Raw genomic sequence first — 10152 nt, forward strand, 5'->3', positions numbered from 1 at the left:
CTCCCCGCACCCCGCGGCCGCGCCCCCGCTGCGGCTCGGCAGCCCCCGCCCCCGGCTGCGCATGGTCGGCCTCGCCCTGACCCTGGTGCTGCTGGTCTTCGTCGGACGCCTGCTCCAGGTCCAGGCCGTCGACGCCAGCGCGTACGCGGCGAAGGCCGAGCAGAACCGGTATGTCGTGCACACCCTGGCCGCCGAGCGCGGCGGCATCACCGACCGCAACGGCGTGGCGCTGGCGATCAGCGAGGACGCGTACGACATCACCGCCGACCCCACGATGTTCACCAGCAAGCAGCTCAAGGTCGGCGACGGCCCCGAGCAGGCCGCCGCGCTGCTCGCCCCGATCCTCGGCAAGAGCCAGGCGGACCTCGTCAAACTGCTGCGGCCCGAGAACAGGGAACTGCGCTACGTCCGGCTCGCCACCCGGCAGACCCCGCAGGTCTGGAAGCAGATCAAGGACCTGAAGGCCGCGCTCACCAGCAAGGCCGAGACCGACAGCAGCACCGTCAACGTGCTGGCCGGCGTCTTCGCCGACCCCAGCAGCCAGCGGGTGTACCCGAACGGCGACCTGGCCGCCGGGATACTGGGCTGGGTCAACGCCGACGGCAAGGGCGCCGGCGGCATCGAGTCGCAGCTCGACAAGGAGCTGACCGGCAAGGACGGCAAGATCCGCTACGCCCAGTCCGGCGGCCGAGAGGTGCCCACCGCGGGCTCCACCGAGACCCCGGCCGTGGCCGGCTCCGACGTCGAACTGACCATCGACCGCGACATCCAGTGGGCCGCGCAGAACGCCATCACCGAGCAGGTCAAGAAGTCCAAGGCCGACCGCGGCTACGTGGTCGTCCAGGACACCCGCACCGGCCAGATCCTGGCCATGGCCAACTCGCCCGGCTTCGACCCGAACGACCTGTCGACGGCCGACGCCGCCGACCTGGGCAACGCGGCCCTCCAGGACGCCTACGAGCCCGGCTCCACCGCCAAGGTGATGTCGATGGCGGCCGTGCTGGAGCAGAACGCGGCCACCCCGCTCACGCACGTGGTGGTGCCCAACCGGCTGCACCGCGGCGACCGGCTCTTCAAGGACGACGTCGACCACGACACCTGGTACCTCACGCTCAACGGCGTGCTCGCCAAGTCCAGCAACATCGGCACCATCCTCGCCACCGGCCAGCTCGGCAGGACCCAGGAACAGGCCAACCGGGTCCTCTACTCGTACCTGCGCAAGTTCGGCATCGGCAGCTACTCCGGGCTCGACTTCCCCGGCGAGACCAAGGGCATCCTGGCCGCCCCGGACAAGTGGTCGACATCGCAGCAGTACACGATTCCTTTCGGCCAGGGCTTCTCCATCAACGCCATGCAGGCGGCCTCCGTCTACTCGACCATCGCCAACGGCGGAGTCCGCGTCGACCCGACCCTGGTGCGCGGCACCAAGGGCGCCGACGGCCGCTACACCCCGGCCGCCCAGCCCAAGAAGGCCCGCGTGATCAGCGCGAAGACGGCGAAGACCCTGGCCGAGATGCTGGAGTCGGTGGTGGACGACGAGCAGGGCACCGGCGCCAAGGCGGCCATCCCCGGCTACAACGTCGCAGGCAAGACCGGCACCGCCAACCGCGTGGATCCGGCCACCGGCAGGTACCGCGGCTACACCTCGTCGTTCGCCGGGTTCGCACCCGCCGACAAGCCCCGCATCACCGTCTACTGCGCCATCCAGAACGCCACCGCCGGCAGCTACTTCGGCGGCCAGATCTGCGGCCCGATCTACAAGCAGGTGATGGAGTTCGCCCTCAAGACCCTCCAGATCCCGCCGACCGGCGCCAAGGCGGCGAACCTGCCCGTCGACTACAAGCCCTGATCAGCGCCGCAGCACCGCGCACAGACCACCAGGAACGAGCTCGTGACAACGATCACCCCCGATCCCGGGAACCACGGGATGCCGCGCCCCTCGCTTCGCTCCGGAGCGGGTGCGCCCGGTACGCTCACCGCCGTGCCACACGCTGATCAGTCCCAAACCACCCAGAAGGGCGCTTCCGTGACATATCCGGGGCCGCCCAGGCCGGTTCAGAACTCCGCCACACCCCTTGCGGAGCTCGCCGATCAGCTGGGTGCCGCCGACCCGGAACCCGCGGAGAACGCGGAGAACACAGTCGAGGTCACGGGCATCACCCATGACTCGCGCGCGGTCCGCCCCGGTGACCTGTACGCCGCCCTGCCGGGTGCCCGGCTGCACGGCGCCGACTTCGTCGCCCAGGCCGCCGGACTCGGCGCGGTCGCCGTGCTGACCGACCCGACGGGCGCCGAACGCGCCGCCGCGACCGGCCTGCCGGTCCTGGTCGTCGACGACCCGCGCGCGCGGATGGGCGAACTCGCGGCCACCATCTACGGCCGCCCCGGCAGCGACCTGCTCCAGATCGGCATCACCGGCACCTCGGGCAAGACCACCACGGCCTACCTGGTCGAGGGCGGTCTGAAGACCACGCGCAACACCGGCCTGATCGGCACGGTCGAGATGCGCATCGGCGACGAGCGCATCAAGTCCGAGCGCACCACCCCCGAGGCCACCGACCTCCAGGCCCTGTTCGCCGTGATGCGCGAGCGCGGCGTCGAGGCGGTCGCCATGGAGGTCTCCAGCCACGCCCTGGTCCTGGGCCGGGTCGACGGCTGCGTCTTCGACATCGCCGTCTTCACCAACCTCAGCCCGGAACACATGGAGTTCCACTCCGACATGGAGGACTACTACCGGGCCAAGGCACAGCTGTTCACCCCGGAGCGCAGCAGAAGCGGCGTGGTCAACGTCGACGACGAGTACGGCCGCCGGCTCGCCCGGGAGGCCGGTGTCCCGGTCGTCACCTATTCCGCCGAGGACCACCCGGACGCCGACTGGCGGGCCACCGACGTCCACATCGGCCCGATGGACTCGACGTTCACCGTCACCGGGCCCGAAGGCGTCCGGATCGCCGCCAGGTCGCCGCTGCCGGGCCCCTTCAACGTGGCGAACACCCTCGCCGCGATCGTCGCCCTCGCCGCCGCCGGGCTCGACCCGCAGACCGCCGCCGACGGCATCGCCGCGGTGCCGGGCGTCCCGGGCCGCCTGGAGCGCGTGGACGCCGGGCAGCCCTACCTCGCGGTCGTCGACTACGCCCACAAGACGGACGCCGTCGAGTCGGTGCTCAGGGCCCTGCGCAAGGTCACCAAGGGCCGGCTGCACATCGTCCTCGGCTGCGGCGGCGACCGCGACAAGACCAAGCGCGCCCCGATGGGCGCCGCCGCGGCCCGGCTCGCCGACATCGCCGTACTGACCTCCGACAACCCCCGCTCCGAGGACCCCCTCGCCATCCTCGCGACCATGCTCGAAGGCGCCGCCTCGGTGCCCGCCCACGAGCGCGGCGAGGTGCTCCTCTTCGAGGAGCGGGCCGCCGCGATCGAAGCCGCCGTCGCCCGCGCGCACCCCGGTGACACCGTGCTGGTCGCCGGCAAGGGCCACGAGCAGGGCCAGGACATCGCCGGCGTGATCCGTCCCTTCGACGACCGCCAGGTCCTCCGCGAAGCCATCCAGAAAACCCAGGGATGAAAATCCAGAAGACCCAGGGGATGAACTTGTGATCGCCCTCTCTCTCGCCGAGATCGCAGAAGTCGTCGGCGGGCAGACGCACGACATACCGGATCCGTCCGTCCTGGTCACCGGCGAGGTCGTCCGGGACTCCCGCGAGGCGGGGCCGGGCAGTCTGTTCGCCGCCTTCGTGGGCGAGCGCGTGGACGGCCACGACTACGCCGCCCAGGTCGTCGAGCAGGGCGCGGTCGCCGTACTGGCGTCGCGCCCCGTCGGCGTGCCCGCGATCGTCGTGGACGACGTCCAGAGGGCTCTCGGCGCCCTCGCCCGCCATGTCGTACGACGGCTCGGCGCGACCCTCGTGGCGCTGACCGGCTCGGCCGGCAAGACCAGTACCAAGGACCTCATCGCCCAGGTGCTGCGCACCAAGGCGCCGACCGTGTTCACGCCCGGCTCGCTCAACAACGAGATCGGGCTGCCGCTGACCGCCCTGTCCGCCACCGAGGAGACGAAGTTCCTGGTGCTGGAGATGGGCGCCCGCGGCATCGGACACATCCGCTACCTCACCGATCTGACGCCCCCGAAGGTCGGTCTGGTCCTCAACGTCGGCACCGCCCACATCGGCGAGTTCGGCGGCCGGGAGCAGATCGCCCAGGCGAAGGGCGAGTTGGTGGAGGCGCTGCCGGCGGCCGAGGACGGCGGCGTCGCGATCCTCAACGCGGACGACCCGCTGGTGCGGGCCATGGCCTCCCGTACCAAGGCGAAGGTGGTCCTTTTCGGAGAGTCGGCCGAAGCGGACGTACGGGCCGAGAACGTACGACTCACGGACACGGGACAGCCCGCGTTCAGCCTTCACACACCCTCCGGTGCAAGCGATGTGACCATGCGCCTGTACGGTGAGCACCACGTGTCGAACGCGCTCGCCGCGGCCGCCGTCGCCCATGAGCTGGGCATGTCCGCGGAAGAGATCGCCCTCGCGCTCTCCGAGGCGGGCTCCCTCTCCCGCTGGCGTATGGAGGTCACCGAGCGCCCGGACGGCGTGACCATCGTCAACGACGCCTACAACGCCAACCCCGAGTCCATGCGAGCCGCGCTGCGCGCGCTCGCGGCCATGGGCACAGCCTCACAGGCAAAGGGGGGACGCACGTGGGCGGTGCTCGGCAAGATGGCCGAGCTCGGGGACGAGGCGCTCGCCGAGCACGACGCGGTCGGACGGCTCGCCGTCCGGCTCAATGTCGGCAAGCTCGTCGCCGTCGGGGGAGTGGAAGCCTCCTGGCTGCAACTGGGCGCATATAACGAGGGTTCGTGGGGTGAGGAGTCGGTGCACGTGTCCGACGCACAGGCGGCGGTCGACCTGTTGCGCAGCGAGTTGCGCCCGGGGGACGTCGTACTCGTGAAGGCGTCACGGTCGGTGGGCCTGGAGAGCGTTGCGCAGGCGCTCCTGGAGTCCGGTGCCGAGGGTGTTGATGCCCGATGATGAAGCAGATCCTCTTCTCGGGTGTCATCGGTCTCTTCCTGACCCTGATCGGCACCCCGCTGCTGATCAAGCTCCTCGCCCGCAAGGGCTACGGCCAGTACATCCGTGACGACGGCCCGCGCGAGCACGCCAGCAAGCGCGGCACGCCGACGATGGGCGGTATCGCCTTCATCCTGTCGACGGTCGCCGCCTACTTCCTGTCCAAGGTGATCACCGGCTACACCCCGACCTACTCGGGCCTGCTGGTGCTCGGCCTGATGTGCGGCATGGGCCTGGTCGGCTTCCTGGACGACTACATCAAGATCGTCAAGCGGCGTTCGCTGGGTCTGCGGGCCAAGGCGAAGATGGCCGGCCAGCTGATCGTCGGCATCTCCTTCGCGGTGCTCTCGCTGCAGTTCCCGGATGCCATCGGCAACACTCCGGCGTCCACCAAGCTGTCCTTCATCACGGACTTCGGCTGGACCATCGGCCCGGTGCTGTTCGTGGTCTGGGCGCTGTTCATGATCCTCGCGATGTCCAACGGCGTGAACCTGACGGACGGTCTGGACGGTCTCGCCACCGGTGCCTCCGTGCTCGTCTTCGGCGCCTACACGTTCATCGGCGTCTGGCAGTTCCAGGAGTCCTGCGCCAACGCGATGACCCTGACCAACCCCAACGCCTGCTACACGGTCCGCGATCCGCTGGACCTCGCGGTCATCGCCTCCGCGCTGATGGGTTCCTGCCTCGGCTTCCTGTGGTGGAACACCTCGCCGGCCAAGATCTTCATGGGCGACACCGGTTCGCTCGCGCTCGGCGGTGTCCTCACGGGCCTCGCGATCCTCTCCCGCACCGAACTCCTCGTCGCCATCATGGGCGGCCTGTTCGTCCTCATCACCATGTCGGTCGTCATCCAGGTCGGCTCCTTCCGGCTCACCGGCAGGCGCGTCTTCCGGATGGCACCACTCCAGCACCACTTCGAACTCAAGGGCTGGTCCGAAGTCCTGGTGGTGGTCCGCTTCTGGATCATCCAGGGCATCTGTGTGATTGTCGGACTCGGACTCTTCTACGCAGGATGGGCAGCGGACAAGTGACCGACTGGCAGGGCAAGCACGTCACCGTCGCCGGGCTCGGCGTCTCCGGTGTCCCGGCGGCCAAGGTGCTGCACGCGCGGGGAGCGGTCGTCACGGTCGTCAACGACGGCGACGACGAACGCGCGCGTGAGCAGGCCGCCGAACTGGAGGCGCTGGGCGTCACGGTACGGCTCGGTGACGGCGCGACCCTGCCGGCAGGCACCGAACTCGTCGTCACCGCGCCCGGCTGGAAGCCGGACAAGCCGCTGTTCCAGGCGGCCCGCGCGGCCGGTGTCGACATCTGGGGCGATGTCGAGCTGGCCTGGCGGCTGCGCGGCCCCGACGCGGCCCCCTGGCTCGCCGTCACCGGCACCAACGGCAAGACCACCACCGTCCAGATGCTGGCGTCCATCCTGAAGGCCGCGGGCCTGCGCACGGCCGCCGTCGGCAACATCGGCGTCTCGCTGCTCGACGCGGTCCTCGGCGACGAGGAGTACGACGTCCTGGCGGTGGAGCTGTCCAGCTACCAGCTGCACTGGGCGCCCTCGCTGCGCGCCCACTCGGCTGCCGTACTGAACCTCGCCCCGGACCACCTGGACTGGCACGGCTCCATGGAGGCGTACGCCAGGGACAAGGGCCGCATCTACGAGGGCAACCGGGTCGCCTGCGTCTACAACGTCGCCGACAAGCTCACCGAGGAGCTGGTGCGGGAGGCCGACGTCGAGGAGGGCTGCCGGGCCATCGGCTTCACCCTCGGCACCCCGGGCCCCTCCCAACTCGGCGTCGTGGACGGCATCCTGGTCGACCGCGCCTTCGTCGAGAACCGGCACAAGAACGCCCAGGAGCTGGCCGAGGTCTCCGACGTCAACCCGCCGGCCCCGCACAACATCGCCAACGCCCTCGCGGCGGCGGCCCTCGCCCGCGCCTTCGGGGTGCCCCCCACGGCCGTACGGGACGGGCTGCGCGCCTTCACGCCGGACGCCCACCGCATCGCGCACGTCGCCGACGTCGACGGGGTCGCGTACATCGACGACTCCAAGGCCACCAACACGCACGCGGCGGAAGCCTCGTTGGCGTCATATGAGTCGATCGTATGGATTGCGGGCGGTCTGGCGAAGGGCGCGACCTTCGACGAACTGGTCGCCAAGTCGGCGAAGCGGCTTCGCGGTGTGGTGCTCATCGGCGCCGATCGCGCCCTCATCCGGGAGGCCCTGGCGCGACACGCGCCGGAAGTCCCGGTCGTCGACCTCGACCGGACCGACACTGGGGCGATGCTCGCGGCGGTCCAGGAGGCGCGGCGACTCGCCGTCGCCGGAGACACGGTGCTCCTCGCACCCGCCTGTGCCTCCATGGACATGTTCGCCAACTACAACAAGCGCGGTGACGCGTTCGCCCAGGCTGTTCGCGAACTCGGCGCCTGACCCGGCCGCCTGCCGGGCGACCTTGGGAGGGACGCGTGGGACGGTCGACGTTCGGCGGAGGCGCTGATGTCCGGTAGCCGCACCGGCCGGCCGCCCGTACAGCGGGCGGTCCGCCGGCCCGCCGCGCCCCGCGCGAGGCGCGAGAACCCGCTGCGGCGGCTCCACACGCGCGCCCACCGGGCCTGGGACCGGCCGCTGACCGCGTACTACCTGATCCTCGGCGGCAGCATGCTCATCATCGTGCTGGGTCTGGTGATGGTCTACTCGGCCTCCCAGATCACCGCGCTCCAGATGTCGCTGCCGGGCTCTTTCTTCTTCCGGAAACAGTTCCTGGCCGCCTGCATCGGGGGCGTGCTGCTGCTGGTGGCCTCCCGTATGCCGGTGAAGCTGCACCGGGCGCTCGCCTACCCGATCCTCGCCGGAGCCGTCTTCATGATGGCGCTGGTGCAGGTGCCGGGGATAGGGATGTCCGTCAACGGCAACCAGAACTGGATCTCCCTCGGCGGCTCCTTCCAGATCCAGCCCAGCGAGTTCGGCAAGCTCGCCCTGGTGCTGTGGGGCGCCGACCTGATGGCGCGCAAGCAGGAGAAACGGCTGCTGACCCAGTGGAAGCACATGCTGGTGCCGCTCGTTCCGGTGAGCTTCCTGCTGCTCGGGCTGATCATGCTCGGCGGCGACATGGGCACGGCGATCATCCTGACCGCGATCCTGTTCGGCGTGCTGTGGCTGGCGGGGGCGCCGACCCGGCTGTTCGCCGGGGTGCTGTCCATCGCGGGCCTGCTCGGTGTGATCCTCATCAAGACCAGCCCCAACCGGATGGCCCGGCTCGCCTGCATCGGCGCCACCGAGCCGAAGACCGGCGTCGCCGACTGCTGGCAGGCGGTTCATGGCATCTACGCCCTGGCCAGCGGCGGGCTCTTCGGCTCCGGACTCGGGGCGAGTGTGGAAAAATGGGGCCAACTCCCCGAGGCCCACACCGACTTCATCTTCGCCGTCACCGGTGAGGAACTGGGTCTGGCAGGGACGCTGTCGGTGCTGGCCCTCTTCGCGGCTCTAGGCTATGCGGGTATCCGCGTGGCCGGACGCACGGAGGACCCCTTCGTGAGGTACGCCGCGGGAGGTGTGACCACCTGGATCACCGCCCAAGCGGTGATCAACATCGGTGCGGTGCTCGGCCTGCTGCCGATCGCCGGCGTCCCCCTCCCGCTGTTCTCCTACGGAGGCTCCGCCCTGCTGCCGACCATGTTCGCCATCGGCCTGCTGATCGCCTTCGCGCGCGACGAGCCCGGTGCGCGGGCGGCGCTTGCGATGCGGCAACCTCGCTTTGGTAGAAAGCGGGGAGCCGGGGGCCCTCAGGGGCCTCGGAGATGGAACACGATGCGACGGCGTGCCTCGGCGGCGCGCTCGTCCGGAGAGCGGTGAATTTCGGTGCATGTCGTACTCGCTGGTGGGGGGACCGCCGGCCACATCGAGCCCGCGCTCGCCCTCGCGGACGCCCTGCGCAGGCAGGACCCCACCGTGGGGATCACAGCCCTGGGCACGGAACGCGGTCTGGAGACGAAGCTCGTCCCGGAACGCGGCTATGAGCTCGCGCTGATCCCGGCGGTGCCGCTGCCCCGCAAGCCCACCCCCGAACTGATCACCGTCCCGGGCCGGCTGCGCGGCACCATCAAGGCCGCCGAGCAGATCCTGGAGCGCACCAAGGCGGACTGCGTCGTCGGCTTCGGCGGCTATGTCGCCCTGCCCGGCTACCTCGCCGCCAAGCGCCTCGGCGTGCCGATCGTGATCCACGAGGCCAACGCCCGCCCCGGCCTCGCCAACAAGATCGGCTCCCGGTACGCGGCCGCCGTCGCCGTCTCCACCCCGGACAGCAAGCTGCGCGACGCCCGCTACATCGGCATCCCGCTGCGCCGCTCCATCTCCCTCCTGGACCGCGCCGCGGCCCGCCCCGAGGCCCGCCACCGCTTCGGCCTCGACCCCAACCTGCCCACGCTGCTGGTCTCCGGCGGCTCCCAGGGTGCCCGCCGGCTCAACGAGGTCATCCAGCAGGTCGCGCCCTGGCTGCAGCAGGCCGGGATCCAGATCCTGCACGCGGTCGGCCCGAAGAACGAACTGCCGCAGGTGCACCAGATGCCGGGAATGCCCCCCTATATCCCGGTAAGTTACCTGGACCGGATGGACCTCGCGTACGCCGCGGCCGACATGATGCTCTGCCGCGCGGGCGCCATGACCGTCGCCGAACTCTCCGCCGTCGGGCTTCCGGCCGCCTACGTCCCGCTGCCCATCGGCAACGGCGAACAGCGGCTGAACGCCCAGCCGGTGGTCAAGGCCGGCGGCGGCCTGCTGGTCGACGACGCGGAACTCACCCCGGAGTGGGTGCAGCAGAACGTCCTGCCCGTGCTCGCCGACCCGCACCGGCTGTACGAGATGTCCCGCGCGGCAAGCGAGTTCGGCCGCCGGGACGCCGACGACCTGCTCGTCGGCATGGTGTACGAGGCGATCGCCTCAAGCCGTCACTAGTTGTCGGCGAGTGAGCCGAAGGGGCGTGCCGGTGTCGAGATGCCGAGCGCGCGGAGGCCCGAAGGGGGGTGCACCGGCGGCCAAACCACCCCCGCCGGGGCGCCCCCGCGGCGGAACCCCGCGGGGAAAAGAAAAAGAAGG

7 protein-coding genes are annotated in these 10152 nt (G+C 70.5%); all 7 read left to right on the forward strand.

Features of this window, described 5'->3' with window-relative positions; all coding sequences use genetic code 11:
• The first annotated feature begins 28 nt into the window (after window positions 1–28).
• Entirely contained in the window at window positions 29–1849 is a 1821-nt protein-coding gene (locus ACWGKQ_RS42540) for a peptidoglycan D,D-transpeptidase FtsI family protein (protein ID WP_453297438.1), read from the forward strand.
• A 42-nt stretch (window positions 1850–1891) separates the two neighbouring features.
• Window positions 1892–3565 carry a UDP-N-acetylmuramoyl-L-alanyl-D-glutamate--2,6-diaminopimelate ligase gene (locus ACWGKQ_RS42545; RefSeq protein ID WP_453297409.1) on the forward strand — a complete coding sequence of 558 codons (1674 nt, stop codon included), beginning with the start codon at window positions 1892–1894 and terminating at the stop codon, window positions 3563–3565.
• Window positions 3566–3593: 28 nt separating this feature from the next.
• Window positions 3594–5021: a UDP-N-acetylmuramoyl-tripeptide--D-alanyl-D-alanine ligase gene (locus tag ACWGKQ_RS42550; protein WP_453297410.1), complete on the forward strand. Its 1428-nt coding sequence runs from the start codon at window positions 3594–3596 to the stop codon at window positions 5019–5021.
• Window positions 5021–6091 (forward strand): phospho-N-acetylmuramoyl-pentapeptide-transferase, encoded by a 1071-nt coding sequence (gene mraY, locus ACWGKQ_RS42555; RefSeq protein WP_453297439.1) that lies wholly within the window; start codon window positions 5021–5023, stop codon window positions 6089–6091. The genes ACWGKQ_RS42550 and mraY overlap by 1 nt, the downstream gene beginning before the upstream one ends.
• Window positions 6073–7491, forward strand: a complete 1419-nt coding sequence (gene murD / locus ACWGKQ_RS42560) for a UDP-N-acetylmuramoyl-L-alanine--D-glutamate ligase (RefSeq protein WP_453297411.1) — start codon at window positions 6073–6075, stop codon at window positions 7489–7491. Before mraY ends, murD begins: the two co-directional genes overlap by 19 nt.
• A 66-nt stretch (window positions 7492–7557) precedes the next feature.
• Window positions 7558–8913, forward strand: coding sequence for a putative lipid II flippase FtsW (ftsW, locus tag ACWGKQ_RS42565; protein ID WP_453297412.1), 1356 nt, complete (start codon window positions 7558–7560; stop codon window positions 8911–8913).
• A 6-nt stretch (window positions 8914–8919) separates the two neighbouring features.
• The gene (murG, locus tag ACWGKQ_RS42570; protein ID WP_453297413.1) at window positions 8920–10011 is read left to right on the forward strand and encodes an undecaprenyldiphospho-muramoylpentapeptide beta-N-acetylglucosaminyltransferase; all 1092 of its coding nucleotides are present in this window, start codon (window positions 8920–8922) and stop codon (window positions 10009–10011) included.
• The last annotated feature ends 141 nt before the right edge of the window (window positions 10012–10152 follow it).

The sequence above is a fragment of the Streptomyces sp. NPDC054770 genome, from assembly GCF_053611985.1.

What these genes read in the sequence shown, in the direction of transcription:
- mraY (WP_453297439.1), top strand. Translation starts at nt 5,021, where the DNA reads ATGAAGCAGATCCTCTTCTCGGGTGTCATCGGTCTCTTCCTGACCCTG.
- murD (WP_453297411.1), top strand. Translation starts at nt 6,073, where the DNA reads ATGGGCAGCGGACAAGTGACCGACTGGCAGGGCAAGCACGTCACCGTC.
- ftsW (WP_453297412.1), top strand. Translation starts at nt 7,558, where the DNA reads ATGTCCGGTAGCCGCACCGGCCGGCCGCCCGTACAGCGGGCGGTCCGC.